This window comes from Mesorhizobium sp. M0518, from assembly GCF_040321125.1.
Taxonomy (GTDB): domain Bacteria; phylum Pseudomonadota; class Alphaproteobacteria; order Rhizobiales; family Rhizobiaceae; genus Mesorhizobium.
On the sequence record NZ_JAMYQY010000022.1, the window covers coordinates 1 to 26,079 of the forward strand.

The window sequence follows — 26,079 nt, forward strand, 5'->3', positions numbered from 1 at the left end:
CCCCGGCCCCGCCCGGGTTTGCGCCAGGCGGCTCGGGGCCCCGCCCGGCCCCCCCCACCCCCCCCGATGGGGCCCGGGGCCGCCCCCACCCCCCCGCCCGCGTCCGTTTCAGAACCAGACGTCGCTGAGGCGATGCCCTCGTGGATAAGGGTCTGTCGGGTCGAGGCCGTACTGGCCAATGCTGGTAATCCAGGCCTGCCCGGCAATGGTGACCACGACAGCGTCGCGATCGCCGACGCGCGCATTGGCGATCACCCGGGAATCGAAATGGGTCCCGATGATCGACTTGTTGCGGAACAGCTCTCCCTTGGCGATCTGCCCCTTTGCCGACATCACCGCCAGCCGCCCGGTGGTGCCGGTGCCCGTAGGCGAGCGGTCGAGCCTGCCATGCAGACACACCGTGCCGTTGACGCTTTCCACGCGACCGTCGACGCGCTTGATCGGGCCTTCGAAAATCACGTTGGACACGTCGCGGATCTTAGCGTTCTCCGGATGCACGACAACGAGCTGTTCGTTGGCCGCCTTCTTGATACGTTGGCCCATCAGCGACATCTGGTGTGCCTCGTCGGGTGTTATGGAAAAGCCCAGTGCGCGCGCGTTCACATGGGCGAAAGTCATGCCGCCATAGGAGGTGTCGACGGTGATCGTGCCGAGCCCCTCGACTTCGACAGGTGTGTCGAGGTGGAACGCGAAAGCCGGCACATTGGTGAACTCCACCTGCTTCACCTTGCCGTTCTCGCAGAGGCAGCGCACCTCGATCATGCCGGCCGGCGCCTCCATGCGCAGCCGCGTCTCGGGTTCCTTCATCGGCACCATGCCCGTTTCCAGCGCCACGGTGGCGACGCAGATGGTGTTGGAGCCCGACATGGGCGGGTATTCGGTGCTTTCAATTATGACGTAACCGAGATCCGCCGAGGGATCGCAAGGCGGCAGGATGATGTTGCCGTTGACGTAGGGCGCACCGCGCGGCTCGAACAAGAGCAGCCCACGAATGTCGTCCATATGCGCTTCGAGATACTCCTTCTTTTCGAACATGGTCTTGCCCGGAACGTCCTTGACGCCTCCGGTGATCACATTGCCGACTTCGCCCTCGGCATGGCAGCCGACGACCGTGAATGTTTTCGTCCAGCGCATTTTTCTCCTCCAGTGATTGATCTTGGCCCTGGCGATACCGATTCAGACCGTGTCGAGCCCCCGTTCGAGAAAACGATCGAGTTGTTCCATTTCCTGGTGCGAGAGGACGATACCGTCGCGCTCCGACGTCTCGCGGGCTAGGAACCGCCTTTGCGAGGGTAGGCGCGCACCTTGGCCCAAGATAGCCTCGAACAGCGCTTCAGCACGGCCCAGCGGATTGCCGGGCCGGCCGGCGGCGAAGGCTTTCGGCGAGAAAGCGATGACCAACTCTCCGTGCGACGGATAAAGCGTCGTGGTGCCAAGCAGCTCGAGCGCCCCGGGGCTGGTCAGGTCGCCGATCATGATCCCGGCGAGCAGTTCGATCATCGTCGCGATGGCGGAGCCTTTGTGCCCGCCGAAGGGAAGCATGGCGCCCGCCAGGGCAGCTTCGGGATCGGTCGTTGGCCTGCCGTCCGAATCCATGGCCCAGCCTTCCGGCAGCTTCTTGCCTGCCCGGCGGTGGAGCTCGATCTCGCCGCGCGCGGCAACCGAGGTCGCGAAGTCGAAAACGTAGGGAGGCTGCTCTTTACGCGGCCAGCCAAAGGCAAAAGGATTGGTGCCCAGCAACGGTCCGTTGCCACCGGTCGGAGCGACGGTGGCATAGCTCGGGCACATGGCCAGGCCGGCAAGGCCTGCCTGGGTCAAGGCTTCGACTTCCACCCAAAGGGCGGAAAAATGCACGGCATCGTTGATCGCTAGCGCGGCGATGCCGCAGGAGCGTGCCCGCTCGACCAGCACCGGCAGGCCCAGTTCGAAGGCCGGGTTGGCGAAGCCGTGCTTCGCATCCACTTTCACAATGGCGGGAGCGTCTTGCGGCAACAGTTCGGGCACCGCGTCTGGGTTTACCTTCCCTGCCTTGATCGTTCGCAGCGCGCCTTCGATCCGGTAGATACCATGCGATTTGCAGGCATCGCGCTCCGCCGCGACGATGACCCGTGTGATGGCGCTGGCCTGGATGGGGTTCAGTCCGGCCTTGCGGAAAATTGCATCGACGCGCTTATGCAAGGCATCGATGGTGAGGGCGGTATTGTTCATTTCTGGCCTTCGGGTTTGGCTGCGCGCAAACGCTGCCTTTAAAAATCCAGACCGCCGGCAAAGGCTCTTATATTCTGTGCAAGCAAAGCGGGCTGCTCGAGGGCTGCGAAATGACCACCGCGCGGCATCGCTGTCCACTGGCGGATGTCCTTGAAGACGCGCTCGACCCAACTCCTGGGCGGCATCGGCAGCTCTTTGGGGAACAAAGCCACTGCAAGCGGGACGTTGATCGCTGTGCCGGACGCGAATGCAAGCGGACGGGCGCGCGTTTCCCAATAGAGTCGCATCGACGAAGCGACGGTCCGGGTGAACCAGTAAAGCGAGATGTTGGCGAGCATGTCGTCGCGCGAAAATGCGGCGTTGGGCAGATCGCCATCGCAATCGCTCCAGTCGCGGAACTTCTCGATCATCCACGCTGCCAGTCCGACCGGCGAATCCGTCAGCCCATAGGCAAGCGTTTGCGGGCGCGTCGCTTGAATATGAGCATAGGCGCCATGAATATCCGCCCATTCGGCTTTCCGTTCCAGGAAGGCGCGTTCTTCCAAGCTTAGGTCGCCATCCGGGCCTGGATCGTGAGGAGGTGAGTATGAGCCGGGGATGAAGTTCAGATGCACCCCGGCGAGACTGTCTGGATGCGCGTGCGCCAGGCAGGTCGACACGCCGGCGCCCAGATCGCCACCTTGCGCGAGATATCGTTTGTAGCCGAGACGGCTCATCAACTCGGCCCAAAGGTCGGCGACGGTGAACAGGTTGAGACCAGGCCTGGTCGGTCGGCTTGAAAAGCCATAGCCGGGAATCGAGGGGACCACGACGTTGAAGGCGTCCTCCTGTCTTCCGCCATGCGAAAGCGGGTCGGTCAGAAGCGGGATCAACTCATGAAATTCGAAGACGCTGCCTGGCCAGCCATGGGTGAGTATGACCGTTCTGCCGGTTGCGACAGCGGCGCGCGCATGGATGAAATGGAGGGTTTCGCCGCCGATATCCGTCTGGTAGTGCGGATGGATGTTCCAGGCGGCTTCCTGCTTGCGCCAATCGAAGCCAGTGCGCCAGTGTTGCATTAGTCGGCGCAGTTGCTCGTGCTCCGTTCCCTGCGTCCAGCCTATTGCCTGCAACTGGTCCGGCTCGCGCCAGATCGAGATGCGCTTCTTCAAATCGTCGATTTCAGACTGGGCAATCTCGATGGTGAAGGGGCGAATTTTCATGGAGCCCTCTGCTCGCCGGCCATAAGGTTTCGGGCGGCGATAAAGTCGTGACTTTGCTGCCGGTTCGCGCGAAGCGCTTCTGTCGACGCTTCGATCGAGACCGGCAAGAAACGTAGGCGAGCGCCGACCGGCGCTTGCGCCAGCCGCCAGAAATCGGCTTCGATCACCGTGGCGATCTTCGGATAGCCGCCGCAGGTGTTGGCATCGGCAAGTTGGATGATCGGCTGGCCGGACGGCGGCACTTGAACAGTTCCCGGCACGATGCCGTGGGACAGCAATTCCAGCGGCGAGAGGAGGGAAAGCGTCGCCCCGGCAAGGCGATATCCCATACGGTTGGCGTCGTTGGTGATGCTCCATTCGCTGCCGGTGAAAGCCGCCTGGGCCTCCGGCCTGAAGGCGTCGAACTCGGCGGCCGGCAAAACCCGCAATTCGATTGCCGAGGCCAAGCCGTCCGCCGCGCCTCGCCGCTCTTCCAGCGCTGCGCCGATGCCGCCCGCGGGAAGGCGGCATTGCGCAGGGTTGAGCGCAAGCCGGTCACCGCGGGACAGACCGCGTCCGGCGAAACCGCCGAAACCGCCTTTCACATCCGTCGCGCGCGACCCCATGACGGACGGCAGATCGAGCCCGCCGGCAAAGGCGATGTAGGAACGAGCACCGATGCGCGGGGTTTCGAGGACTAGGGTCTCGCCGGCGCGGATCGTCATGGCCCACCAGGGTGGACAGGGCCGATCGCCGACGCTGACGGCGCAATCCGCGCCGGTGATGGCGACGGCGGTGTCGATATGCACGCGCAGCCGGAACGGATGAAGCGCGACCTCGATCCCGGCAGCCGAGGGGTCATTGCCCAGCATGAGATTGGCGATCGCCAGCGCCTGCCTGTCCATGGCGCCGCCATGGCTGACCCCCAGCGCCAGATGACCGGGCCGGCCGAGATCCTGGACCGTGTTCGGCAAGCCGGTGGTGAGGATCTCGATCATGCCTCGATCTCTGCGATTGCGAATCGGATTTTGTCTCCGGGCCTGAGCAGCACGGGCAATTCCGCTTCGGCCTTGAACAGCTTCACGTCGGTATGGCCGATTATGTGCCATCCGGAAGGCGCAGTCATCGGCATGATACCCGCCTGCGCGCCACCAATGATGACGGCGCCCTCAGTGACTTTGAGGCGAGGCGTGCTGCGCCTTGCCCAGGCAAGCAGCGGGTCGAGACCGGACAGATAGGGAAAGCCCGGCATGGCGCCGATGGCGGCGACGGTGTAGGTGGCCGCCGCGTGGCGGCTGACGGTCTCGTCGACAGACATGCCGCAATGTGCGGCCCAGCCGGCGAGATCCTCGCCGCGCGCGCCGCCATAACTGACGGGAATGGTATGATGCGTGCCGGTCACCGCGTGGGCATCGGTGCAAGCCCAGAGCGACATCAGCTGACCCGTGACGCTGTGGGCGTCCGTAGCGAGTGGGTCAAACACCACCAGCAGGTTGTTCATGCCGGGAACGGCCTCGCGCACCCCCTCTAGGCGCAGCGCGGCATTCGCCACCGCCCAGACCAGTTCCTGGGTGGCATCGCTGAAAGCCCCCTGCACGCCATCGAGCAGCAGCGCGCCCGATCCCGCAAGACTGATGTGAGGCGTACCGACAACCATGGGCGGTCAGTCCTTCACCGGCACCGTATAGTTCAGGATCAGGCGACCGCCATCCGGATAGATGGTCTGGCCGACGATGTAGGAAGCGTCGTCGCTGGCCAGGAAGGATGCGACGCTGGCGATCTCCGAAGGTTCGCCACAGCGGCCGCTCGGCGTGCGCGACAGGATGGTCTGGCGCTGCGCTTCGCTGGCCATGACCGAACTCTTGACCATGTCGGTCAGGATGGTGCCGGGGCCGATGGCGTTGACGCGGATGTTATGCGGGATCAATCCGACGGCCATCACCGCCGTCAATTGCTTAATGCCACCCTTGGACACGGCATAGGCGACGGAATTGGGAATGGCCAGGATGGCGTTGATCGACGACATGTTGATGATCGAGCCGCCGCGTCCCTGCGCGATCATGGCCCTTGCCGCGGCCTGCCCGAGAAGGAAGGGCGCCTTGAGATTGACGCGCTGAACCAGGTCGAAGGCTTCCTCGGGGAAGTCGACGAAATCGTCCAGATGGATGATGCCGGCATTGTTGATGAGGACGTCGACACCGCCGAATCGCTCTGTGGCCTTGGCAACAACATCGGCTGCCATTTCCTGCGTGCATTCGGAGAGATCCGCCGATAGCCAGGCGGCACGCTCACCAAGACGTTCGGCATGCTCGCGCCCGCGATCGGCCTGCACGTCGACAAGCACAACCTTGGCGCCATCGGCATGAAAGCGCTCGGCGCAGGCAAGGCCCAGGCCTTGTGCCGCCCCGGTAACGATCACGACTTTTCCTGCATGCTTCACAGCCAATTCCCTTTTTACAATCATGGCGTTTATGGATATGTTATCCAATCTATCTTGAACTTTGCCGCCAGTGCAAGCCCGGACGGGTGGGCCTTTGCGGTCATGTTTGCCCAAGTGGCGGCGTTTATGGGCTGCTTTGGCTTTTTTCTGCCGACCATTGCAAGCCGGTTGACTCCACTGAATTAATTGTGATTGGATACTATATTCATAAAAGTGCCGACGACGGGGAGTGCAGACGATGGCGGATGGATCACAGGAAAGCGAACTGATCGACGTGTTCCGCGCTCTGGCGACGCCGTTGATCAGCGACAATCTCGCCCGTGTCCCCGGGGCTGTCGGGTTGCGGCCATTTCACCGGGTGGGCGGCGTCATGGCGGGGAGGGCGCTGACGGTCAGGACCCGCCCCGGCGACAACCAGTTCATCCATCGTGCGCTCGATCTGTTGCAGCCCGGAGACGTCATCGTCGTCGATGGCGGCGGGTATGAAGGACGCGCGCTGGTCGGCGAGATCATGACAAGTGTCGCGGCGTCGCGCGGCGCCGCAGGCATTGTCATCGACGGCGCCATTCGCGATGCCGGTGCCATCGGCCGCAATCCGTTTCCATGCTTCGCACGGTCGGCCATCCATCTCGGACCTTACAAGGATGGTCCGGGAGCCATAAATGTTCCCGTCTGCATAGGCGGCATGGTCGTCGGTCCCGGCGACATCGTCGTCGGTGACGAGGATGGCGTCGTGGCATTTCCAATCGAAGATGCCGCGGCTTTGCTGGCCGCCGTCAGGGCGCAAGAAGCGCGTGAGGCCGAGATCATGCAGAGCATCCGGGAGAACCGCTACCAGGGAGCCTATGCCCGGGCTGCCGGCGGCAGTCACTGATCGGCGGATCAGAGCCTGCGGGTGACAAATCGCGTGGCCGGCTGGCGATCTTGCTCAACATAACCGCTCCCCAGCTAACCGAGGGGCGAAACAATGCATTTCGGGCACGCCGCCTGGATGCGCCAACAGGGGAAATGGAGAGAATTAATGGTTGTTTCCTTCAAGAGGCTTGCCAAGAGGCTTGCTTGTGCCACCGCCCTTGCCGGGCTGGCTATGACCACGATGGCCGCGGCTGCCGACATCAAGATCGGCATTGTGGCCCCCATGACTGGCCAACTGGCCAGTGAGGGGCAGGATATGGAGAACGCCGTGAAGATGGCGATCGATGCCGTCAACGCCAAAGGCGGCGTCAACGGCGACAAGATCATCACCACTACCGCCGACGACGCCTGCGATCCGCAGCAGGCGGTGACCGCAGGCAGCAAGCTTGTCTCGGAAGGCGTGACCGCCATCGTCGGCGGCTACTGCTCGGGCGCCGTCTTGCCGACATTGAAGATCTATGGTGACGCCGGCATTCCATTCGTCATCATCGGAGCGAACTCGACCAAGCTGGTCGCCGCCAATCAGGGCAATGCCTTCCTAGCCAATTCAACCGGTGACATGCAGGCGACGACAGCCGTCGAGCTCTTCAAGAAGAACGGCTACAAGAAGATCGCGGTCGTGGACGAAGGCGATGCCTATTCGTCCGACTTGGCCAAGCTGACCGCCGAAGCCTTCAAGAGCGCAGGCGGCGAAATTGCCGCCAAGGAGACCACCACGGCCGGCGAGCAGGACTATTCGGCGGTCGTCACCAAGATCAAATCGAGCGGCGCCGACGCTGTCTTCTGGACCGCATATCATGCCGGTGGCGCCCTGCTCACCAAGCAGCTCCGGCAGGCCGGGTTCCAGGGCGGCATTGTGCTGGGCGACGGCAACAATTCACCGGAATATCTGGAGATCGCCGGGTCGGCCGGTGAGGGCGTGTACCTGTTGTCTCCCCCGACTGTCGACCTCTTGTCCGGCGCCGCCGACTTCAAGGCCAAGTACAAGGAAACCTATGGCCGCGACGCCGGCGCCTATGCGGCGCTCTCCCACGATGTGGGCGACCTGATCGTCGATGCGATCACGCGGGCCAAGTCGGCGGATCAGAAAGCGATCATCGAGGCGCTCAAGGCGAGCGACTTCAAGGGCCTTGCTGGTGAAATCAAGTTCACCGACAAGAACACGCTCCAGACCTCGAATTTCCGCCCGGTGATCGCCAAGGGCGGCAAGTGGGTAGCCGAATAAAGGCCAACCGGATTGACGCCGAGGCAGGCCTTGTGGCGGCCTCGGCGTCACCGCCGATTGTCTGGTGTGCCGACGCTGCGCTCAGACAAGACTTTTTCAATTCTGCCCTGGAGCATCAATGACGCTCGACCTGCTTATTCAGCAACTGGTGAACGGTCTTATCGTCGGCTCGTTCTATGCCCTGATCGCGCTTGGCTACAGCATGGTCTTCGGCGTCATCAAGCTCCTGAATTTCGCCCATGGCGACATCTACATGAACGGCGCCTTCGTCGGCCTCATCGTGTTCTCCTTCGTCGGCATATGGGTCGGCAATGGCTGGCTGGGCGTGGTCTGCGCCCTGCTTGTGTCGATGCTGGCTGTCGGCTTGCTCGGCGTCATCATCGAACGCTTCGCCTACAGGCCGATGCGCAATGCGCCGCGCCTCTCCATCCTCATCACGGCGCTCGGCGCGTCGATGGTGCTGAACGGCACGGCACTCGCCCTGACAGGCGGGCGGCATTACGCCTTCAACACGGACCTCGGTTTTGCCGGCGTGGATATTTCCACCGTTCACATCACCTACACGCAGATGGTGCTGGTGGCCGCCTCCATCGCTCTTATGGCCGGCATGCAGGCCTTTGTCTCACGCACCATGTACGGCAAGGCGATGCGCGCCGTGTCCATCGACATGGGGGCGAGCCGCCTGATGGGCATCGATGTCGACCGGGTGATCGCCTTGACCTTCTTCATGGGCTCGGCGCTCGCTGCCGGCGGCGGGGTCATGGCCGGCGCCTATTATGGCAGTGTCCATTTCTTCATGGGCTTCATCATGGGGCTCAAGGCCTTCACCGCCGCGGTCATAGGTGGGATCGGCAGCGTGCCGGGCGCCATGCTCGGCGGATTGCTGCTCGGCCTGCTCGAAGCTTTCGGTTCGTCCTTGCCCTTCGTCGGCTCGGAGTGGCGTGACGTCTTCGTGTTCGGGACCCTGATCCTGTTCCTTGTGTTCAAGCCGACCGGCCTTCTTGGACGCTCTGTCGTGGAGCGGGTGTGATGACCGACGAAGTGAGAACCATGCCGACCGCCGGGCAACCGCAATTGATGCGCTGGTCCGTCGTGCTGCCCGGCCTGGCGGCGCTCACCTGCGCGCTGGTGTTGCCGCAATTCGCCAACGCCTATGTGACGGAGGTGGCAACCACGGCGCTGCTCTATGTCGTTCTGTGCCTCGGCCTCAACGTTGTCGTCGGCTATGCAGGCCTGCTCGATCTCGGCTACGCCGCCTTCTTCGCGGTCGGCGCCTACACATCAGGCATCCTGACCGCGGAATTCGGGTTCAATTTCTGGCTTACCATCCCGGTCGCCATGGTCGCCGCCTGCGTGGCCGGCATCATCATCGGGGCTCCGACATTGAGATTGCGCAGCGACTATCTGGCGATCGTGACGCTGGGCTTCGGCGAAATCGTGCGCATCATCGCCCGCAACCTCGACATCACCGGTGGCGCGAGCGGACTCATCGGCATCGAGCGCCCGGAGATATTCGGCTTCAGGCTGATGCAGGTGCAGCACTTCTACTATGCGTTCCTGGTGCTTGCGCTTCTCACCGCCTTCGTCTGTCTGAGCGTCGAGCGATCGCGAATGGGACGAGCCTGGTTCTACGTTCGCTACGATGAGGACGCCGCCGCTGGCATCGGCATCAACCGTGTCACGGCCAAGCTGCAAGCCTATATGATGGGCGCTGTGATCGCTTCCGTGGCCGGATGCCTCTACGCAGCCAAGATGACGGCCATCTCGCCGGAGAGTTTCACCTTCAACCAATCGCTGCTCATCCTTCTCGGCGTCGTCCTGGGCGGCATGGGCCGCATTCCCGGCGTCGTCCTTGGTGCTGTTCTCGTGGCCCTGCTTCCGGAGGTGCTGCGCGGCGCGGGAACCTATCGTCCCCTGGTGACCGCGGTTGCGCTGCTGGCAATCATGCTCTTCAGGCCGAACGGGCTGTGGCCGGACAAGCGAGTTTGACCATGGCGCTGCTGGAAGTCCGCGACCTGCGTCTCAGTTTCGGAGGACTGAAAGTCCTTCACGACATTTCGTTCTCGGTTGAGAAAGGCGCCATCAACAGTCTTATCGGGCCGAACGGGGCCGGCAAGACATCACTCTTCAATTGCCTGACCGGCTTCTACAAGCCGAAGGGCGGCTCGATCAGTCTGGGCGGCCGGCCAATCACCGGCTTGCCGCCGCATCGCATCACCGCGCTCGGCCTCGCCCGCACGTTCCAGAACATCCGGCTGTTCAAGGAAATGACCGTTCTGGAAAACGCCATGTCCGGCCAGCATTGCCGCAGCCGCCACGGCATCATGTCGGCGATCCTGCACTTGCCGGCACAGCGGCGCGAGGAGGAGACGATCCGCGCGGCTGGCATGCGCTGGCTCGATTTTGTCGGCATCGAGCAGCATGCGCATCGCCGTGCCGGTGGTCTTTCCTATGGCGATCAACGGCGGCTCGAACTCGCAAGAGCCCTGGCGTCGGCGCCCGAGCTCATCCTGCTGGACGAGCCCGCCGCCGGCCTGAACGAGCGCGAGAAGCTGGACCTTGCTCACCTGATCCGCCGCATCCGTGACGAAACCGGTGTCACCGTCCTGCTGATCGAGCACGATATGGGCCTGGTCATGCAGGTGTCGGAGAAGATCGTGGTGTTCGACTATGGGCAGAAGATCGCCGACGGACCGCCGGAGGCCGTGCGAAAAGACCCCAGGGTCATCGAAGCCTATCTCGGTACGGAGGACTGATGGACGCCGAAATCGTTCTTTCCGCGGACCGCATCGTCGCACGCTATGACGGCATCGAAGCCCTTCATGGTGTCAGCCTTTCGGTCAAGCGCGGCCAGATCGTCGCCCTGCTTGGCGCGAATGGTGCGGGCAAGAGCACCACCCTGCGCACGCTGTCCGGCCTTGTTGCCGCATCCTCCGGATGTGTCCGCTTCCTGGGCGAGGACATAACCAAAGTCCCTGCCCATCGCCTGCCGCATCGCGGGCTCGTCCACGTCCCGGAGGGAAGGCGTATTTTCGGCGACATGACGATCAGGGAGAACCTCGACCTGGGCTCGTTCACGCTTGCCGACGACGTCGAGCGCCGGCGGCGGCTGGATCATGTTTTTGAGCTCTTCCCCATCCTGGCGCGCAGACAGAATGGCGATGCAAGGAACCTCTCGGGAGGCGAGCAGCAGATGCTGGCGATCGGCAGAGCCCTCATGGCCGCGCCCAAGGTGCTGTTGCTCGATGAGCCTTCCATGGGTCTGGCGCCGCAACTGATCAAGGAAGTCATGAACATCGTGCAGCGCCTCAATCGTGAAGGCGTGACCATTCTGCTTGTGGAGCAGAATAGCAAAGTCGCCTTGAAATTCGCCGACTACGGCTACGTTCTCAAGGCCGGACGCGTTGTTCTTGAGGGACCAGGCAGCGATCTCGCGAGCAATGAAGCGGTTATCAGCGCCTATTTAGGTGGCGTCGCTGCTTAGCTGGCAAAGCTGCCAACGCCCGGATTTTACAGAATGAGGCCGCCGCTCCAGTCCATGATTTGCCCGCCTTGCAGGAGTGGGATCAGCCACAACGAGTTGATTCTGTAGAAACGTTGACCTTCCGGGCCTACCATCCAGTCTGTGTTCCGACCCCGGGGACATAGCTGACAAAACCTCGAGGGACGCACGGAAACCAGCGGATTGCCGCAACCGCGACGGCGATCCCATAATGGCTCAGGAGTGATTGTTCATCCGCTCGAACAAAGCTTCGCCCATCCGGCGCGTATGGGCCAAAATACCGACAAGCACCTCGTCCTTGTCCGCTTCGAATGCGCAGCGCCTCGGTGGCGAATTCGTCCGGACTGACCATCATACGGTTGGCTGTTCCTCCGCTGCGGGTGCTGCCAACGAGACCGGTATCGACAATTGGCGGAGCCATCTCCACCACCCGAATTCCGCTCGACCTCAATTGATGACGCAGACTGAGCGTAAAGGAATGGATCGCGGCCTGTGAGAGCAAGACAAGCGCCTTGCTGTCGAGTTCCAGGAACATCCGTCGTTGATTTGCGTTTGCTCTCCGAGGTTAGACGTTTTCAAACCGAAGGAGAACGGTGTCATGGACTGGAACCGCGTGGAAGGAAACTGGAAACAGGTGAAAGGCAAGGTCAAGGAGCAGTGGGGTAAACTCACGGATGATGACCTTGACCGCATCGCCGGCAAGCGCGATCAACTCGAAGGCAAGATCCAGGAGCGTTACGGCCTCGAAAAGGACCGTGTGCGGCGCGATATCGATGACTGGTACGGTCGGCAGGGCTGGTAGGCGTGTGAGCCCCGGCTGCGGCCAACTCCAAGACGCGGCCCGGGTGCCAATTCGGCAGGTCCGGGCCATGCAGGCGCCGAGCCTTATCGTCAGTTGAATTTTGCAGCAAGGATTTCGTACTGTGTCAGAAGATATCTCTCGCAAGCAAGAGCAACGGGGGACAAGAAGGATTGTCATGTGGGCGGTCGCAGTTATCGCTGTGATTTTCCTTGTTCTGCTTGCTACATTCGTGTTCGGCCCGTTGGTGTGATTTTCGTTGCGATGATTGAGCTGTTTCCTGCACGATCCAGGGATGATCGGGCGTTTGAGGCGCTTGCAGCGGCCACCAGTGAGCGACGATGTGTTTGGCGAGGATATGCGGCTGGCGCTGCTTCCGCGGCCGGACGGCGCAACAAGCGGCGCTTATACCGACTGCCGTCGCGCGGCTAACAGTCTGCGTTAGCCTGAAACCGTTTCACAGGAATTTCGCTGAACACGATTTCGCCGGGAACTATCAGCAAAGGATTGGTTTGGTGGCGGTACACAACCAGGAGATCCACCATGATTGTCAAACTTCTCTCCACCGCTGTGCTCGCGCTCACATTGGCCACATCGGCAATGGCGCAGTCGAACGGTTCAAGCTCCAACAGCGGTTCGGGCACGACGCCCGGAACCACGAATGATGCCAATGGTACCGCCGGTTCCGGTTCCGGTACTTCGACAACCCCCGTTGACCCGAACGCAACAAATTCGACAACCACCCCGAACGGCATGAGCGACCGCTGCAAGGACGCCGCGGGCAATGATACCGACACAAACACCGCCTCCGGCACGACAACGTCGAATGTGCAGAACTGCAACAAATAGATTGGTGCCTCGGAGCGCTGCCGGACATTGCTCCTTTCCCTGGGGCTGCGATCGGGCCGCGTTTTGCGACTGCGATGGCATGCGCGGATGAGCCGACAACCCGTCAGGCTGATGCCATCCGCGCTGCCCTGGGTGGCAGGCGTATCCGCGGCAATCGTCATTATTCCGGTAGTTTGCGCCGTCAACTTGGTCCGCGGCGACAATCTCCGGGAAACCACCATTGCACAGGCCATCGGTGGCGACCCTGACCGGGCCGTCCCGGCAATGATCCGCCACGGCTGTGGCGGATGTCACGAAATCCCGGGGGTACCCGGCGCCCATGGCACCGTCGGTCCGTCCCTGCAAGGCGTCGTCGAAAGAGGATATATCGGGGCGTCGCGAGCCACCCCGGATGCGATGATGCGCTGGATCAGCAGGGCGCGGGATGTAGACCCGAAGGCGGCCATGCCCAATACAAATCTGTCGCTTCAAGAGGCGCGCGACATTACCGCCTATCTCTATGCGCGAACATGAGGCGCGCTGAAGTCGCCCCACGGCGCAGGCGTCTTGCCAGCAAAAGCAGCAGGCCAAGCATCAACACGGCGGCGCCCGCTACAAGTGATTGAGCCGCCAGAATCATGATTGTCTGGCTGGTTGTCGTTCCTGCTCGCATCTGGCGTACATCGGCCGCGGTGACGCTGAGGTCGGGATTTCCGAACCGCGCGGTGACGTAATTTGCAAGAGCTGCCACCTGGCCATCGTCCAGCCAGCCGCCGAAGGCCGCCATCGATTGACGCCCGGCCACGTCACCAGCTTTGACGCCTTCAAGGATGGTCATGACGACATCCTCGGGCGTGGCCGCGCCGGGGGTGCTGTTGCGGGTCAAGGACGGATAGTATCCGTCGGGCGATCCGCCTCCGTTCGCCCCATGGCACGTCGAACAGAGCGATCGATAGAGATCATCGCCGGTTGCGGTCCCGCTGCCTTGCGTCATCCCCTCGGTTCCAGCATCGCCGTCGGCCGCGGCGGCGGCCGCGTTACCCCATGAGAAACGCGGCTGCTTCTCGTCTCCCGGTTGGGTGGGCACGTCCCTGAGATAGGCGACAATAGCCTGGATGTCGTCGTCGGAAAGATGCTGCAGGCTGTTCATGACCGTTTCCGCCATCGGCCCGCCCGCGTAGGCCTTCCCGGGCACGGCGCCGGTTTTGAGAAATCGAGACAGCTCTTCGTTGCTCCAGCCGCCGACGCCTGCGATCTTGTCGCTGGTGATGTTGAAGGCGTGCCAGATGCCGGCGGTGCCGCCGGCAAGCTTGTGGTCTTCATCCATGCCGAACGTCGCATTCCTTGGCGTGTGGCAGGCACCGCAGTGGCCGAGCACCTCGACAAGGTAGGCTCCCCTGTTCCATGCGGCGGTCCGGCTCCGATCAGGCGTGAAACTGCCGGTTTGGAGATTCGCGAGCTTCCACAGCGCAACCGTCCAGCGCTGGTTGAATGGAAAAGGCAGAATGTTTCGCGGCCGCGGCTGGGAAATCGGCGGCTGCGCAAGGAGATAGGCCCGAATTGCAAGCACGTCCTCGCGGCTCATTGCGGCGAAGCTGTCATAGGGCATGGCGGGGTAGAGATCGGCTCCGTCGCGCCTGATACCTTTCTTGACGGCTCGCACGAACTCGTCCGCGGAATAGCGTCCGATGCCCGTTTCGAGATCTGGTGTGATGTTGGTCGAGTATACATCGCCGAACGGTGTCGGCACGCGATAGCCTCCAGCGAAGGGGCGGCTCGGATTGGACGTGTGGCAGCCGATGCAGTCGGCCGCTCGCGTGAGATATTCACCCCTCTGGATTTCGCTCGCCCGCAGCTCGGTGCAAAGCGCCAACGACGACAAGACGAGTACGACCGCCCGAGAAATGACGGGTGGGAATGGAATGCCCGTGGCAGGCCAAAGCGCGTACCGGCGGTGGATGGCCAATCTCCGCGTCTTTGGCGTCGTCACAGTTCGCACCCGCTGAAGATCAGCCCTGCCACCACTTGCGCCAGCAAGATGAGCGTGAACAGCGCCCCGACGCCCACCGAAGTCCTGGCAAGGAACGCACGCGTGCGCGCCCTCCGGGGCGGGATCGTACCATGTCCGCGGTCATGAACGGCGTGCCACGACAGCAGCGTGCCTGCCAGGGCGACAGCGGCGCCTATCAATGAGAACAAGGCAGTGGGACGAAAGCCGGCATGGCACTGCCAGGACGCAATGGAGTAATCGAGCTGCAGGGCTATTGCCCACGCAACTGGCCCGCTGACCAGGCCTGCCCAGGAAACGCCGGTACGGATCGCCTGCATCTCACATCCTCGGAGCCCAATAAATAACAAGATAGAGCACGACCCATGAGACGACGACGAAGTCCCAGTAGAACGCATTGTCCGAGACGTCGCTGAAGCGGCGGCCCGCCTTGCCTTTTTGCGTGAACATGAGAACCGCCAGGACGATCGTGTCGCCGACATCGGTAAGAAGATGCGTCGTATGCAGTCCAAGCAGGAACCACACGATCGATCCGTAAGCGTTCTGATCCCAGGAAATCCGCAGAGCCGGAAATTCCCAGATGCGAACGATCAGCGGAAGAATCCCGACGATCGACATGACGACCATGCCAAGGCGAACTTTCGCGAGGTCCTGGCGACGCGCCCAAAACTCGATCAGGTGGTTGGGCACGACGCTCGCAACCAGAATAATCAACGCTGCCGTGCCCGGCAGCAAATCTGGCGCCGGGGCTCCGATGGGCCAATGCCGGGCCAGCACAGCCAGATAGAAGTAGGTGCCTATCGCCAAGGCAAAACCTGTTGCCTCGAGAGCAATGAAGGCAAGGGTTCCCCACCACATCGGGCTCGCCGACCCGAAATCATATGTGGGCAGGTGGCTGATGTCGGCGACGGGACGGTGCCTCATTCCTCGTCCTCCGGCTCGCCTTTCGGCCAGAACCAACAGATGAAGCCGATCGAAACCGGGATCGCTCCCCAGACCACCGCCCATGGCGTGTATATCGAACCGAGAAATGCGCCGCCCACCGCAATGGCCGACAGCAGCGGCCAGATCGAGTTGTCAGCCGATGGCACCCTTAGTTGCGGCACCGCATCGGCGACCGTGCCGGCGAGCACCTCGCGTGCGTCGACACGCAGACCCTCGACCACGGGAAGCGTATCGGGCTCGGCCCAAAGCGGTTCGCGGTGAGTTACCACGGGCAGCCGCGAAAAATCGTAGGAGGGCGGCGGCGACGTCGTCGCCCATTCGAGCGTGCTCGCGCCCCAGGGATTGTCTCCGGCAATGCGGCCGTTGCGAAGGCTGAGCAGGAGGTTCAGGAAGAAAAGCGCAAAGCCGGCGAACACCACCAGTGAAGAGAGGCTGATGAGGAGGTTCATCTCGCCCCAGCCGCTCGCCGGCGGATACGTATAAACGCGGCGCGGCATGCCTTGCAGACCGAGAATATGCATGGGGAAGAAGGTGAGATTGAACCCGAGGAAGACGAGCCAGAAATTCCAGCGGCCGAGCCTCTCCGACAGCATGCGTCCGGTGATCTTGGGAAACCAGTAATAAACGGCGCCGAGCAGGGGGAAGACGGCGCCCCCGACCAGCACATAGTGGAAATGGGCAACCACGAAATAGGTGTCGTGCACCTGCAGGTCGAGCGGCACCGAGGCGACCATGACCCCGGTCAGGCCGCCGATCACAAAGGTGAAGATGAAGCCGAGCACGAAAAGCATGGGCGTGGCGAAGATCGGCCGGCCGCCCCAGATCGTCGCAATCCAGCAGAAGATCTGAATGCCGCTCGGAATGGCGATCATCATCGAGGAAGCGGTAAAGAAGCTTTCGCCGAGCTGCGGCAGGCCGGTAGCGAACATGTGGTGCACCCACAGGCCGAAGGAAAGAAAACCGATCGAGATCAACGACAGGACGATGCCGAGATAGCCGAAGATCGGGCGGCGAACGAAGGTCGGCAGGATCGCGGAGACGAAGCCGGTCGCCGGAATGAAGATTATGTAGACCTCGGGATGGCCGAAGAACCAGAACAGATGCTGCCACAGCAGTGCATCGCCGCCTGCTGCGGGATCGAAAAATTTCGTGCCGACCAGGCGGTCCAGGATCAGCATTGTACTCGAGACCATCACGGCCGGCATGGCGAACAGGATGACGAAAGCCGTAACGAGGACGGACCAGACATAGAGCGGGATGCGGTCGAGCGACATGCCGGGAGCACGTTGTTTGAACACTGTCGCGATGATCTCGACCGCTACCGCGAGCGCGGACACTTCAGTGTAGGTCACCATCTGCGCCCAAAAATCGGGGCGCTTGCCGATGCCATATTCGGGTCCGGCGAGCGGTACGTAGGAAAACCAGCCGGCATCCGCACCGGTTTCGAAGGCAAAGGCGATCCAGATCATCAGCCCGCCGGAAAGATAGACCCAGTAGCTGAATGCATTGAGCCGCGGAAAGGCGACATTGCGAGTGCCGATCAACAGCGGCACCAGGTAAATGGCGAAAGCTTCCATCACCGGCACGGCGAACAGAAACATCATCGTCGTGCCATGCATGGTGAACAGCTGGTTGTAGAGATCGGGGCCGATGTGGCCGGCCTCAGGCTGGGCAAGCTGGAAACGCATGGCGAGCGCTGATAGACCCGCAAGGATGAGAAACAGGAAAGCCGTCACGATATAGCGCCGTCCGATCAGCTTGTGATCGACCGTGACCAGCCAGCCGTAGAAGCCTTTCGGCGTTCGCCAGGCATGCGCCAGAAAAGCGCGCAGTCTCACCTCTTCGAGGCCGGTGTCACGGATGCCTTTCAAGCCCTGCTCGGTATGCTCGGCCGGCTTTCCCGCAATGCCGCTCATTCGAGGCTTCCGAGATAGGTGACGACCGCGTTGAGATCGTCGGCGCTAAGGGCAATGCGCGGCATCTTGGCGCCAGGCTTTATCGACTGTGGATCGGCAATCCAGGCGGCGAGTGCGCCAGGGGTCATGGCCAGCGTATCCGCGGCCAGTGCACGTCGGCTGGCGAGATGGGTAAGATCAGGTCCGACCGTTCCGCTGGCAGGCGTGCCTCTTATCGTATGGCAGAGCGCACAGCCGGTGGAAAGAAATGCCTGTTGGCCGCGGCGTTCTTCCTCGCCGCCAGGCGCCGATGCGACGGCGTTTTGCCTGGATTGCCATGCTTCGAACGCTTCGCGGCTTTCCGCGATGACGGTGATGGCCATATGGGCGTGCTGATAGCCGCAGAATTCGGCACACTGGCCACGATAGATGCCGGGCTTATCGGCGATGAGGGTAAGCTGGCTTAGCCGGCCCGGAATGAGATCGCGCTTACCGGCAAGGTTCGGCACCCAGAAGCTATGAATGACATCGAGCGAATCGAGTTCGACCTTGACCGGTTCGCCAACCGGGACATGGATTTCATTTGCCGTGACGATCGATTGCGAGGGATCATTACCGGCATACCGGACCTCCCACCACCATTGGTGCCCCGTGATCCGCACGGCAAGCGTTTCCGTTCCGCTCAGCGAAGCAATGGATTTGCCGGCGAAAAAACTCGCTATCGTCATCATGACGAGCACCAGAACGGTCAACGCAATGGCGCTGCCGACAGCGCGGGTAAATCGGCGCTCCTGATGTGAATCGATCTCGAGCGGCGAGCGCGTTGTCTCGGACAGGCGGCGATGCAAAAGCGCTGCCGCCAAGACCAGCATGACAAGCAGCCACGTGGCCACCGCGACTGCGCTGAAAGACCAGATCAGATCAAGGATTCTCCGGGCGTTCGCACCGTGTGCATGGAGGGCCGACTGCCGATCGCCGCATCCTGCCAATACCAACATCGGCGCTGCGCTGACCCACCTCAAACGCTGTTGCGCGGCCTTTCCCGGAACAATGTCAGTCAGGATTTGCGTTGGACATGTAAAGGCAAGCGACATTCGCGGTCGTGTCCGCCTGCGAGAGCCGGCCAACGGACTCATGCACCTCGCCATGAAGGATCCACCATCGTTGCCAAGGCCATAACGCAGCTGACTGAAAAAGGATGCTTGGCAACACCGCCCCGGCGAAAACCGACGTGAAGCGGTGCGGGTTAGACGATGCGCAACTCCTGGGGAGCCTGATGCCGCCGACTGCTCGTTTGAATCCAGAAAGCGACCAAGAGCAGTGCGGCTCCGCCATAGATCAGGCCAGCGGGAATCCACATGATCAAGCCTGCAAGTTGCTGGTCCTCGAGCGGGCTGAGCCCCCACAGATCCGAGCCGACGGCGTTGGCCGGATACCACAGCTTTGGCGAGACAACGAGCAAAGCCCCGAGCAGCCCGGTGTGGAGCGAGGTGAAGAAGAGATGCATCACCGCATTGCCGCGAGCGTGCTCGCGGCCAGGGCGAGGCAGCAGCACCCACCAGAACAAAAGCCCGGTGCCGAGGAAGCTCGCGTGCTGGGCATAGTGCAGGAAACCCTGCTGGAGGGCAGCCTCGAACAGCGCCGGGAGATGCCAAATCCATATCGCGGCTCCGTGCAGGACGGTCGCGACCACAGGGCGGCTGATGAACGCCCAGATCGCCCGAAGCGTATTTGCATGTCCGGCCGCTCCGAATATCTGGCGCAGTTGTACCGGCAGTGCCCACATCATCGCCGCTGTCGGGCGGGAGGTAACCAGCAGAGGCGCTGCGACCACCATCAGCAATTCATGCTCGATCATGTGCGCCGCAAACACATGTTCGCCCAACGCATGGATCGGGCTTACAAGGGCGAACGCCAGGACGGCCCAGCCGGCAGCAAACTGGAAGGCCTGCCGTGATCGCAAGCGACGTCCGCGTCCGCTCCGTCGCCACAGTCGGTTGGCGCCGGCAACATACAGCAAAAGGATTGCCGCCAGTGGCAATGTGATGGGGAGCGCCAGAGTCCAACCGGCCTGCGGAGCGCCGTTACCGTAGCAGATGGAGGTCGAAAAAAGCGCGTCGAAGCTCATGATCCGCATCCGTCACCCGGAAGAGCACCGGTTCATCTGGAAAGATCCAGAATGAAGCCAAGGAGGCGCGCTGTTCCCACCTCCTTGCGCCGCCTCTAGGCGTCCATCATCGATTTCGCCGGCTCCCGGGCGATATTTTCTTCTATGCGTTCGTGTCCCGGTGTTCGCGGCAGGGCCTGGCGGAAGTTCTTGGCATAGTCTGCCGGCATTTTGGGCGGCATCAGCGGCTCATAGGCATCGACCAGCGCTTCGATCACGACAGGGCCTTCCGTGGCGAAAGCCTGGTCGAGAACCGTCTCGATCTGATCGGTCCGCTCGATGCGAAAACCCTTGGCGCCCATTGCTTCCGCCGCCATGGCAAAATCGATCGGCTGCAATTCGCAGCCGAATTGCGGATTCCCCAGAAACATCATCTGCTCCCAGGCGATCTGATTGAGCATGTTGTTCTTGATCACCAGAACCTTCAGCGGGATCTTGTAGCGCACCGCCGTCGAGAATTCGCCGAGCTGCATGGCAAAGCCGCCATCGCCGACGATGGCGGCAATCGGGCGACCGGGGAATGCTATGCCGGCAGCGATGGCGTAGGCGAGACCGCAAGCCATCGACGCCAGCGATCCGGACACCCCAAATGCCTGGCCGCTGCGAAGATCGACATGGCGGGCGGCCAGTTCCGTGTTCTGACCGGAATCCGTGGCCAGCACCGTGTCGTCGGCCAACCGTTGTCCGAACGCCCGGGCAATCGCCTGTGGCTTCAAGGGTTGCGCCTGCATGTCTTCCGACTGCCGCATCATCTCGCGCCATTTTCTCATGGTCTCTTGGGAACGGTGCAGGAACTCATCGGAGGGCTTCTGCGTCAGACGTTGGTTGAGCGCGCGCAATGTCTCGGCCGCGTCGCCGACAAGGCCGGCTTCGACTGGAAAGCGCAAGCCGATCCGCTGCGCATCGCAGTCGATCTGGACGCCACGGGCCTGCCCGGGCTGCGGGTAGTATTCGATATAGGGAAAGGTCGAACCGACAATCAGCACCGCGTCACAGCTCTCCATCGCCTCTTGCGAAGCCAGGGTTCCAAGAATGCCGATCCCGCCGGTGGTGTAGGGATGGTCGTCCGGCAGCACCGCCTTGCCCAGCAAGGCCTTCGCGACAGGCGCCTGCAGCAGGCGCGCCGTGTGTTCGAGTTCGGCGGCCGCGCCGATGGCGCCGCGTCCGGCCAGGATCGCAACCCGCGAAGCGTCATTGAGAATGTCGGCGGCTTTGTCGAGCTCAACGTCCAGCGGTACGCTGTGAGCGGCGAACATATCCTGCGGCGTGTGCGCCGGGCGATTGCGCTTGGAGCGCTTCGACGGATCGCGCTCCTGCTCCTGGATGTCGCTGGCAATCGAAAGATGTGCGACGCCCTTGCGCGCCAGCGCGGTTCGGCAGGCAAGGCTGGCGACGTTTTCCATATGCGCGGCATCGGCAACATGGGCGTTATAAACGGAGACATCATTGAACACGCGCGTCAGATCGACATCCTGTTGCGTGAACGTCTCGATCAGATCGTGGAACTGCATGCCCGTAATCGCCAGCACCGGAGCCTGGTCGAGCTTGGCGTCATAGAGGCCGGTCAGAAGATGTGTTCCGCCGGGACCGGACGTCGCAAGGCACACGCCCAGCTTACCTGTCCACTTGGCATACGCACATGCCATGAAGGCAGCCGATTCTTCATGCCGGACCTGAACGAAGGCAATCTTGTCGCGCCGCGCCGCAACGCTTCCATGACGCCGTTTATGCCGTCTCCCGGCAAGCCGAACACCACCTCCACGTCCCAGGCGACGAGCGTATCGATGAGAATTTCTGCTGCATTTGGCATGTCAGGGTAGCTCCGGCGGATGGTGTCCGAACCGGTGAATCCCGAGTTGGTTCCTTCGTCACAATAAATCGTGACAGGTTTCTGGAAGCGATCTCCCCGGAGCGGTCTATTCGATCTGCTCGAACGTGCATTGCCGTGGCGCCTTGTCGGGGCGCCAGCGCAGCAGTTTGGTGCCGTGGCGAAACCGATTGCCGGTAACGTGGTCGAAGCGGACCTCCACCACCAGTTCAGGTTCCAAGGGTTCCCATTGTCCGCTGCGCTCCGTGCTCCAGCGGCTCGGGCCGCCGGGCGCCTTGCCGGTGAATCCGGGCTCTGACCGCAGCCCTTCCAGCCGGCGCGTGAGCGCTCCTCTGTCGGTCCTGGCGATGGTCGACGTGAAGCCGACGTGATCGAGCTTGCCGTCGTCATTGTAGAGGCCGAGGAGCAGCGAGCCGACCTCACGACTGTCCGCGAGATAGCGGAAACCGCCGACAACGCAATCGGCGGTGCGCCTCGGCTTTACCTTCACCATCGCACGTTCGCCGCACAGATAATGCTCATCGAGCACTTTGGCCACGATGCCGTCGGTCGATGCATGGCCAGCGCCGTTTAGCCATCGAGCCGCCGTGGCTGCATCATAAGCGCACTTCGACAGGCGAAGATCTGGACTGTTCGAGGAGGTCACGAAGTCCTCGATCGCTCGCCGCCTTTCCACAAGTGGCTTGCCCGTGATGACCTCGCCGCCCGGCCTGGCAAGCATGTCGAAGAGGATCAGACTGGCAGGCGTCTGCGAACTCAGTTTGCGGATTCTGCTTTGTGCTGGGTGAAGGCGCATCTGCAGCGCTTCGAAGGAAAGCTCACCGTCAACCTCAATGACAATCTCGCCGTCGATGACGAAGTGCCCGCGCTTGAGGTCACGCAAAATCTCCGTGATTTCTGGAAAATAGCGGCCGAGCGGCTTGCCGGATTTGGCGCGCAGGTCAACGGCGTTGTCGCTCTTGAAAGCCAGGCAGCGAAATCCGTCCCATTTGGGCTCGTACTGCCAGCGGTTCCCGTCCTTGGGGATTTCATCGGCAAGCCTGGCCTCCATCGGAGGAGTGTCCAGCGGGAGCGGGAAGGCGTTTATCGGTTCATGCACGGGTCAGGCCTCCAAAACCGGTTTAGGAACGGCTTCGGCTTTTCAACTTCCGGGACTGGCACCGCGTTCCATCTGACGGTTCTGCCTGGTTCTTCGCGATGGGACATTTTCGTTTGCCGCGGAACCCGGAGGACGGCTGGCCGCTTTGATGTCATCGGCAACGCGAGCGGAGATGTCCCATCGATCCCTCATTGTGGATAGCTTTTGTCGGAACCGTCATTCTGATGCAGATGCCGCCAGGCCCCGACAGCATGCTGGTGATGGCACGCGGCATCGGACAGGGGCGCGGCGTGGCGCTGTTCACGGTACTCGGCATGACGCTGGGCGCCGGACTGGTGCAGCTTCCGCTGATTGCATTTGGCCTGTCCTCGCTTGTCCACGCCTCGCCGCTGGCGTTCAATCTGCTTCGATGGGCCGGGGCGGCCTACATTGTGTGGCTGGGTATCCGGCTGCTGTTTTCAGCCTCGGCAACCATTCCCGCGGGTGACATCAAGGCGCTGCGGCCGCTCGCCGCCGCCCGGGAAGGAATGATCGCCAATCTGAGCAATCCCTGGCCTTTGATGTTCATGGTTGCGTTCTTGCCGCAATTTGTCGATCCGCATGGGGGCTCCGTCACCTTGCAGCTGGTGCTGCTTGGCGCAACACAGAAGATAACCGGTGTGCTGGTGCTGGGAGCCTACGCCTTGGCATCGGGCGCGGCCGGCGCATGGGTCATGCGGCACCCCCGCGCAAGGCTTTGGCAGCAGCGGCTCGCCGGCTGTCTCATCATCGGCCTCGGCGTGCGCATGGTGATCGGCGGCGGTACGAGCCGCTGACGAAGCGGATGAACGGCCGGGCCGCACACTCGACTTTGGCGCCGCTGGATTCCTTCAAAGAATAATTTTGTGCCACGTCGCCTGAATGACAGGCTTCGAGACAAGCATTCTCTTCTTCAGGGGACGGAGCATTCGCTTGGATGTTCGGCTCCGCCGAAAGAACCCGCATGGGATGAAACGCCGTCGCGGGCCGGGACTGTGTCCAGGAACAAAAAGCCTGACCAGAGGTTCGAACTTGATCTCAATGCAGCTTGAAACGGCTGCTTCATCGGCATCCGATTGGAATGTTCGTCATGATTTCTTGCGTGGCCCCGGTAAAGACGCGCTTCAATGAACAAGCCACCTGAAGAGGGCCAAAGGGCAAGCGAGCAAAAAAAAGGTGGCGTCGTTCGGGCTCTCGGGCTTGGTTTGATCACCGGCGCGGCCGATGACGACTGCTCGGCCATCGGTACCTACGCGAGCGCCGGAGCCCGGTTCGGCCCCGACCTGCTGTGGACGGCACCTGTCACGCTGCCGATGATGTATCTCGTCGTCTACCTTTCATCCAAACTTGGCCAGGTTTCGGGTCGCGGGCTCTTCAAGGTCATATCGGACTTCTATCCGCGTTGGCTGCTATGGTCTGTGCTGGTGGGCGTACTGATTGGCAACACGATCGAGGCAGCCGCCGACCTTGGCGCCATGTCGGCGGCCATCGTGCTGTTCGTTCCTCTGCCTGCTCCCTTGGTCGTCATTGTCGTTGCGGTCGTCATTTTTGCCCTGCAGGTGTTCGGATCGTATAAATTGATCCGAAATGTGTTCCGGTGGCTGGCTCTGGCTCTGCTTGCCTATGTGGTCTCCGCGGTGCTTGCCAAACCGGATGCCGCCTCCGTTCTGCGTGGCACGCTATTGCCAAAAATCGAGTTCAGCCGCGAATACCTGTCCATCCTCGTCGCCATCGTCGGGACCACGCTCTCCGCATACCTTTACACGTGGCAGTCCAATCAGGAGGTGGAGGAGGAGATCGCCAAGGGTCGAACGAGCCTCGAAGAGCGCAAAGGCGCCACCGAGGGCGAGCTGCGCCGATCCCGCCGCGATATCCTAATCGGCATGACGTTTTCCAATCTGATCATGTATTTCATCATCCTTTCGACAGGGTCGACGCTCTACAAGGCCGGGCAGACGCAGATCGAGACAGCGGCACAGGCGGCCGAAGCGCTGCGGCCGCTTGCCGGCGACGCTGCCGGCATTCTCTTTGCGGCCGGTATAATTGGCGTCGGCTTTCTGGCCGTGCCGATCATGACCGCTGGCGCCGCTTTCGATTTCGCTCAGGCGATGGGATGGAAGAATAGCTTGCATGCCAAACCCCGGCAGGCTCCCAAATTCTACATCGTGATCGGGGTCATAACGCTGGTGGCGGTGGGCCTCAATTTCTTCGGCTTCAACCCGATGAAAGCTCTGGTCTGGTCCGGCATCGTGCAAGGATTTTCAACGCCGCCGCTGCTGCTTCTCCTTCTCATCATGACCAACAACCGCAAGATCATGGGTGACAAGGTCAACAGCACAAGCACGAACATCCTGGGTGGGGTGACGATCCTGGCGATTCTTGCGGCGTCGGCGGGGTTGGTAGCAAGCTGGTTCCTGTAGCTCGCCGGGTGGGAAGGATGTTCAGGCATGGTGGAACATCGGCGGTCAAATGTCGTTGAGACGTTTGTGGGAGAAATGAGGTTGTCCATGTCAAAGTTGCAGGCCGCCACTCCGGATCGTTTAAGGCAACTCAGGCTTGAAGCTTCAGCACATTTCGCTCCGTTGATGCTGAACGAGGCCTTGTTGCGCCTTTCCCATGCCTGCGGAGCCGACAGCCTCGACCGCTTCGAGAAAGCCATGGTTGATCAAATCGAGGCAGCAAAGGACGATCGGGCCGATTTCGAATCGATCAAGGAATTCGCGATCGAGCAGCTTTACGCCCTGGTCCGGAACGCCAACGATTCGCCAAAAAAGAAACAGGCACTTGAGAAGATAGACACGCGCAGAACGCCCGGCCGTTCCGAAGAACCACAGACGCTCGAGGACCAACTGCAGGCGGGGTTGGAGGATTCCTTTCCGGCGAGCGATCCACCCTCGGTGGTGTCCACGACCATTTCAGGCGGAGCAAAGAAGCTGGTCGGGACCGACGAGATCCTGGAAAAGCAGCGGCAACAAGCGTCCAGCAAGGAAGGCCGCTCGTAGATCGCGGTGCCGGCTGGTT

General features: G+C 61.9%; 26 protein-coding genes and 1 pseudogene. 12 read left to right on the top strand and 15 right to left on the bottom strand.

The annotated features are described in order from the left end of the window. Nucleotides 1-108: 108 nt before the first annotated feature. From NKI66_RS26220 to NKI66_RS26245, 6 genes are read right to left on the bottom strand one after another with little or no spacing between them, the layout of a single operon-like run. Nucleotides 109-1,134, bottom strand: coding sequence for a proline racemase family protein (locus tag NKI66_RS26220; RefSeq protein ID WP_023809519.1), 1,026 nt, complete (start codon nt 1,132-1,134; stop codon nt 109-111). A gap of 42 nt (nt 1,135-1,176) precedes the next feature. Next, nucleotides 1,177-2,208: an Ldh family oxidoreductase gene (locus NKI66_RS26225; protein ID WP_023809518.1), complete on the bottom strand. Its 1,032-nt coding sequence runs from the start codon at nt 2,206-2,208 to the stop codon at nt 1,177-1,179. A 38-nt stretch (nt 2,209-2,246) separates the two neighbouring features. Continuing rightward, the gene (locus tag NKI66_RS26230) at nt 2,247-3,410 is read right to left on the bottom strand and encodes an epoxide hydrolase family protein (RefSeq protein ID WP_023809517.1); all 1,164 of its coding nucleotides are present in this window, start codon (nt 3,408-3,410) and stop codon (nt 2,247-2,249) included. After that, nucleotides 3,407-4,387: a 5-oxoprolinase subunit C family protein gene (locus NKI66_RS26235; protein WP_023809516.1), complete on the bottom strand. Its 981-nt coding sequence runs from the start codon at nt 4,385-4,387 to the stop codon at nt 3,407-3,409. The genes NKI66_RS26230 and NKI66_RS26235 overlap by 4 nt, the downstream gene beginning before the upstream one ends. Then, the gene (pxpB, locus tag NKI66_RS26240; RefSeq protein WP_352441939.1) at nt 4,384-5,046 is read right to left on the bottom strand and encodes a 5-oxoprolinase subunit PxpB; all 663 of its coding nucleotides are present in this window, start codon (nt 5,044-5,046) and stop codon (nt 4,384-4,386) included. The genes NKI66_RS26235 and pxpB overlap by 4 nt, the downstream gene beginning before the upstream one ends. 6 nt (nt 5,047-5,052) lie before the next feature. After that, entirely contained in the window at nt 5,053-5,829 is a 777-nt protein-coding gene (locus tag NKI66_RS26245; RefSeq protein WP_023809514.1) for an SDR family NAD(P)-dependent oxidoreductase, read from the bottom strand. Nucleotides 5,830-6,067: 238 nt separating this feature from the next. On the opposite strand from NKI66_RS26245, the gene NKI66_RS26250 reads away from it, so the two are divergent. The 6 genes from NKI66_RS26250 (at nt 6,068) to NKI66_RS26275 (ending at nt 11,453) form a co-directional block, all read left to right on the top strand. Continuing rightward, nucleotides 6,068-6,703, top strand: coding sequence for an RraA family protein (locus NKI66_RS26250; protein WP_352753464.1), 636 nt, complete (start codon nt 6,068-6,070; stop codon nt 6,701-6,703). Nucleotides 6,704-6,850: 147 nt separating this feature from the next. Next, on the top strand, nt 6,851-7,969 hold the full coding sequence (locus NKI66_RS26255; protein WP_245273099.1) for a branched-chain amino acid ABC transporter substrate-binding protein: 1,119 nt from the start codon (nt 6,851-6,853) through the stop codon (nt 7,967-7,969). A 118-nt stretch (nt 7,970-8,087) separates the two neighbouring features. Continuing rightward, nucleotides 8,088-8,999 carry a branched-chain amino acid ABC transporter permease gene (locus NKI66_RS26260; protein WP_023809510.1) on the top strand — a complete coding sequence of 304 codons (912 nt, stop codon included), beginning with the start codon at nt 8,088-8,090 and terminating at the stop codon, nt 8,997-8,999. Next, nucleotides 8,999-9,958, top strand: a complete 960-nt coding sequence (locus NKI66_RS26265; protein ID WP_245273097.1) for a branched-chain amino acid ABC transporter permease — start codon at nt 8,999-9,001, stop codon at nt 9,956-9,958. The genes NKI66_RS26260 and NKI66_RS26265 overlap by 1 nt, the downstream gene beginning before the upstream one ends. A gap of 2 nt (nt 9,959-9,960) precedes the next feature. Further along, nucleotides 9,961-10,725: an ABC transporter ATP-binding protein gene (locus NKI66_RS26270; protein ID WP_352753467.1), complete on the top strand. Its 765-nt coding sequence runs from the start codon at nt 9,961-9,963 to the stop codon at nt 10,723-10,725. Further along, on the top strand, nt 10,725-11,453 hold the full coding sequence (locus NKI66_RS26275; protein WP_023809507.1) for an ABC transporter ATP-binding protein: 729 nt from the start codon (nt 10,725-10,727) through the stop codon (nt 11,451-11,453). The genes NKI66_RS26270 and NKI66_RS26275 overlap by 1 nt, the downstream gene beginning before the upstream one ends. Before the next feature lie 127 nt (nt 11,454-11,580). Here NKI66_RS26275 and NKI66_RS26280 read toward each other — a convergent pair whose 3' ends face one another. Further along, complete coding sequence (locus NKI66_RS26280; protein WP_352610931.1) at nt 11,581-12,006, bottom strand: Rossmann-fold NAD(P)-binding domain-containing protein; 426 nt, start codon at nt 12,004-12,006, stop codon at nt 11,581-11,583. Between the two features lie 63 nt (nt 12,007-12,069). On the opposite strand from NKI66_RS26280, the gene NKI66_RS26285 reads away from it, so the two are divergent. From NKI66_RS26285 to NKI66_RS26295, 3 genes are all read left to right on the top strand, one after another. Next, entirely contained in the window at nt 12,070-12,273 is a 204-nt protein-coding gene (locus NKI66_RS26285; protein WP_023809505.1) for a CsbD family protein, read from the top strand. A 540-nt stretch (nt 12,274-12,813) separates the two neighbouring features. Then, on the top strand, nt 12,814-13,119 hold the full coding sequence (locus NKI66_RS26290) for a hypothetical protein (protein ID WP_128303874.1): 306 nt from the start codon (nt 12,814-12,816) through the stop codon (nt 13,117-13,119). Nucleotides 13,120-13,206: 87 nt separating this feature from the next. Beyond that, a complete protein-coding gene (locus NKI66_RS26295) occupies nt 13,207-13,632 on the top strand; it encodes a c-type cytochrome (RefSeq protein WP_128303875.1) in 426 nt (141 codons plus the stop codon). Here the strand turns inward: NKI66_RS26295 and NKI66_RS26300 are convergent. The 8 genes and pseudogenes from NKI66_RS26300 to NKI66_RS26335 form a co-directional block, all read right to left on the bottom strand. Continuing rightward, complete coding sequence (locus NKI66_RS26300; protein WP_352753470.1) at nt 13,604-15,064, bottom strand: c-type cytochrome; 1,461 nt, start codon at nt 15,062-15,064, stop codon at nt 13,604-13,606. The genes NKI66_RS26295 and NKI66_RS26300 overlap by 29 nt on opposite strands. 20 nt (nt 15,065-15,084) lie before the next feature. After that, on the bottom strand, nt 15,085-15,426 hold the full coding sequence (locus tag NKI66_RS26305) for a hypothetical protein (protein WP_352441943.1): 342 nt from the start codon (nt 15,424-15,426) through the stop codon (nt 15,085-15,087). A gap of 1 nt (nt 15,427) precedes the next feature. Next, complete coding sequence (locus NKI66_RS26310) at nt 15,428-16,030, bottom strand: cytochrome c oxidase subunit 3 (protein ID WP_352753531.1); 603 nt, start codon at nt 16,028-16,030, stop codon at nt 15,428-15,430. Continuing rightward, nucleotides 16,027-17,967 carry a cytochrome c oxidase subunit I gene (ctaD, locus tag NKI66_RS26315; protein ID WP_352753473.1) on the bottom strand — a complete coding sequence of 647 codons (1,941 nt, stop codon included), beginning with the start codon at nt 17,965-17,967 and terminating at the stop codon, nt 16,027-16,029. The genes NKI66_RS26310 and ctaD overlap by 4 nt, the downstream gene beginning before the upstream one ends. Further along, complete coding sequence (gene coxB / locus NKI66_RS26320) at nt 17,964-19,040, bottom strand: cytochrome c oxidase subunit II (RefSeq protein ID WP_352753475.1); 1,077 nt, start codon at nt 19,038-19,040, stop codon at nt 17,964-17,966. The genes ctaD and coxB overlap by 4 nt, the downstream gene beginning before the upstream one ends. A 152-nt stretch (nt 19,041-19,192) precedes the next feature. Further along, a complete protein-coding gene (locus NKI66_RS26325) occupies nt 19,193-20,074 on the bottom strand; it encodes a cytochrome c oxidase assembly protein (RefSeq protein ID WP_352441946.1) in 882 nt (293 codons plus the stop codon). 95 nt (nt 20,075-20,169) lie between these two features. After that, nucleotides 20,170-21,923 (bottom strand): annotated as a pseudogene (locus NKI66_RS26330) (thiamine pyrophosphate-dependent enzyme). A 106-nt stretch (nt 21,924-22,029) separates the two neighbouring features. Continuing rightward, nucleotides 22,030-23,040 carry an ATP-dependent DNA ligase gene (locus NKI66_RS26335; protein WP_352753478.1) on the bottom strand — a complete coding sequence of 337 codons (1,011 nt, stop codon included), beginning with the start codon at nt 23,038-23,040 and terminating at the stop codon, nt 22,030-22,032. Between the two features lie 224 nt (nt 23,041-23,264). Between NKI66_RS26335 and NKI66_RS26340 the strand changes: the two genes are divergently transcribed. The 3 genes from NKI66_RS26340 (at nt 23,265) to NKI66_RS26350 (ending at nt 26,060) form a co-directional block, all read left to right on the top strand. Continuing rightward, nucleotides 23,265-23,855: a LysE family translocator gene (locus tag NKI66_RS26340; protein WP_352753481.1), complete on the top strand. Its 591-nt coding sequence runs from the start codon at nt 23,265-23,267 to the stop codon at nt 23,853-23,855. 330 nt (nt 23,856-24,185) lie between these two features. Further along, nucleotides 24,186-25,478 (top strand): Nramp family divalent metal transporter, encoded by a 1,293-nt coding sequence (locus NKI66_RS26345; RefSeq protein WP_128303878.1) that lies wholly within the window; start codon nt 24,186-24,188, stop codon nt 25,476-25,478. Nucleotides 25,479-25,565: 87 nt separating this feature from the next. Further along, complete coding sequence (locus NKI66_RS26350) at nt 25,566-26,060, top strand: hypothetical protein (protein ID WP_352441950.1); 495 nt, start codon at nt 25,566-25,568, stop codon at nt 26,058-26,060. The last annotated feature ends 19 nt before the right edge of the window (nt 26,061-26,079 follow it).

What these genes read in the sequence shown, in the direction of transcription:
- NKI66_RS26220 (WP_023809519.1), bottom strand. Translation starts at nt 1,134, where the DNA reads ATGCGCTGGACGAAAACATTCACGGTCGTCGGCTGCCATGCCGAGGGC.
- NKI66_RS26225 (WP_023809518.1), bottom strand. Translation starts at nt 2,208, where the DNA reads ATGAACAATACCGCCCTCACCATCGATGCCTTGCATAAGCGCGTCGAT.
- NKI66_RS26230 (WP_023809517.1), bottom strand. Translation starts at nt 3,410, where the DNA reads ATGAAAATTCGCCCCTTCACCATCGAGATTGCCCAGTCTGAAATCGAC.
- NKI66_RS26235 (WP_023809516.1), bottom strand. Translation starts at nt 4,387, where the DNA reads ATGATCGAGATCCTCACCACCGGCTTGCCGAACACGGTCCAGGATCTC.
- pxpB (WP_352441939.1), bottom strand. Translation starts at nt 5,046, where the DNA reads ATGGTTGTCGGTACGCCTCACATCAGTCTTGCGGGATCGGGCGCGCTG.
- NKI66_RS26250 (WP_352753464.1), top strand. Translation starts at nt 6,068, where the DNA reads ATGGCGGATGGATCACAGGAAAGCGAACTGATCGACGTGTTCCGCGCT.
- NKI66_RS26255 (WP_245273099.1), top strand. Translation starts at nt 6,851, where the DNA reads ATGGTTGTTTCCTTCAAGAGGCTTGCCAAGAGGCTTGCTTGTGCCACC.
- NKI66_RS26260 (WP_023809510.1), top strand. Translation starts at nt 8,088, where the DNA reads ATGACGCTCGACCTGCTTATTCAGCAACTGGTGAACGGTCTTATCGTC.
- NKI66_RS26265 (WP_245273097.1), top strand. Translation starts at nt 8,999, where the DNA reads ATGACCGACGAAGTGAGAACCATGCCGACCGCCGGGCAACCGCAATTG.
- NKI66_RS26270 (WP_352753467.1), top strand. Translation starts at nt 9,961, where the DNA reads ATGGCGCTGCTGGAAGTCCGCGACCTGCGTCTCAGTTTCGGAGGACTG.
- NKI66_RS26275 (WP_023809507.1), top strand. Translation starts at nt 10,725, where the DNA reads ATGGACGCCGAAATCGTTCTTTCCGCGGACCGCATCGTCGCACGCTAT.
- NKI66_RS26280 (WP_352610931.1), bottom strand. Translation starts at nt 12,006, where the DNA reads ATGTTCCTGGAACTCGACAGCAAGGCGCTTGTCTTGCTCTCACAGGCC.
- NKI66_RS26285 (WP_023809505.1), top strand. Translation starts at nt 12,070, where the DNA reads ATGGACTGGAACCGCGTGGAAGGAAACTGGAAACAGGTGAAAGGCAAG.
- NKI66_RS26290 (WP_128303874.1), top strand. Translation starts at nt 12,814, where the DNA reads ATGATTGTCAAACTTCTCTCCACCGCTGTGCTCGCGCTCACATTGGCC.
- NKI66_RS26295 (WP_128303875.1), top strand. Translation starts at nt 13,207, where the DNA reads ATGAGCCGACAACCCGTCAGGCTGATGCCATCCGCGCTGCCCTGGGTG.
- NKI66_RS26305 (WP_352441943.1), bottom strand. Translation starts at nt 15,426, where the DNA reads ATGCAGGCGATCCGTACCGGCGTTTCCTGGGCAGGCCTGGTCAGCGGG.
- NKI66_RS26310 (WP_352753531.1), bottom strand. Translation starts at nt 16,030, where the DNA reads ATGAGGCACCGTCCCGTCGCCGACATCAGCCACCTGCCCACATATGAT.
- ctaD (WP_352753473.1), bottom strand. Translation starts at nt 17,967, where the DNA reads ATGAGCGGCATTGCGGGAAAGCCGGCCGAGCATACCGAGCAGGGCTTG.
- coxB (WP_352753475.1), bottom strand. Translation starts at nt 19,040, where the DNA reads ATGTCGCTTGCCTTTACATGTCCAACGCAAATCCTGACTGACATTGTT.
- NKI66_RS26325 (WP_352441946.1), bottom strand. Translation starts at nt 20,074, where the DNA reads ATGAGCTTCGACGCGCTTTTTTCGACCTCCATCTGCTACGGTAACGGC.
- NKI66_RS26340 (WP_352753481.1), top strand. Translation starts at nt 23,265, where the DNA reads ATGCAGATGCCGCCAGGCCCCGACAGCATGCTGGTGATGGCACGCGGC.
- NKI66_RS26345 (WP_128303878.1), top strand. Translation starts at nt 24,186, where the DNA reads ATGAACAAGCCACCTGAAGAGGGCCAAAGGGCAAGCGAGCAAAAAAAA.
- NKI66_RS26350 (WP_352441950.1), top strand. Translation starts at nt 25,566, where the DNA reads ATGTCAAAGTTGCAGGCCGCCACTCCGGATCGTTTAAGGCAACTCAGG.